Origin of the sequence: Methylobacterium sp. CCH5-D2 (assembly GCF_001556475.1) — a bacterium.
GTDB classification, from domain to species: Bacteria; Pseudomonadota; Alphaproteobacteria; order Rhizobiales; family Beijerinckiaceae; genus Methylobacterium; species Methylobacterium hispanicum.
Genome location: NZ_LSIX01000727.1, coordinates 1 through 549 on the forward strand (window position 1 = coordinate 1; position 549 = coordinate 549).

The window sequence follows — 549 nt, forward strand, 5'->3', positions numbered from 1 at the left end:
GAACTCGGTGAGGGCCGCCTCGTCGGCCGGCGGCAGGACGATCGCGCTGGTGGCGAGCAGGTCGCCGCGGCTGCCGTCCTTCCTCGGCAGGCCCTTGCCGCGCAGGCGGAAGGTGCGGCCCGAACTGGTCATCGCGGGGATCTTCATCTCGACGGCACCGGTCAGCGTCGGCACCCGGATGGTGCCTCCGAGGATCGCGTCCTCCAGCGGCACGTCGACGCTGACGCGCAGGTCGGCGCCCTCGGGCTTGAAGCGCGGGTGCGGCAGCACGCGGATGGTGAGGAGCGCGTCGCCCGGCTCGCCCCGCATGGCGGGCTGGCCGAGGCCGCGCAGGCGGATGGTCTGACCATCGACCACGCCCTTGGGGATCACCACGTCGACCTCGCGGCCGGTGGGCAGGACGAGGCGCAGCTTCTCCTCGCCGCCGACCTGCTCCAGCGTCACGCTGAGTTCGGCCGCGACATCCTCGCCGCGCGCGGCCTGGCGCTGCTGCCCGGCGCCCGGACCGGCGCCGCCTGCCCGGAAGGCCTCGCCGAAGATGTGCGAGAA

At 74.3% G+C, this 549-nt stretch carries 1 protein-coding gene; it reads right to left on the reverse strand.

Translation table 11 applies throughout. The annotated features are described in order from the left end of the window. On the reverse strand, nucleotides 1–549 hold a 549-nt coding region (locus tag AX737_RS19230; RefSeq protein WP_280949092.1), incomplete at both ends, for a DnaJ C-terminal domain-containing protein.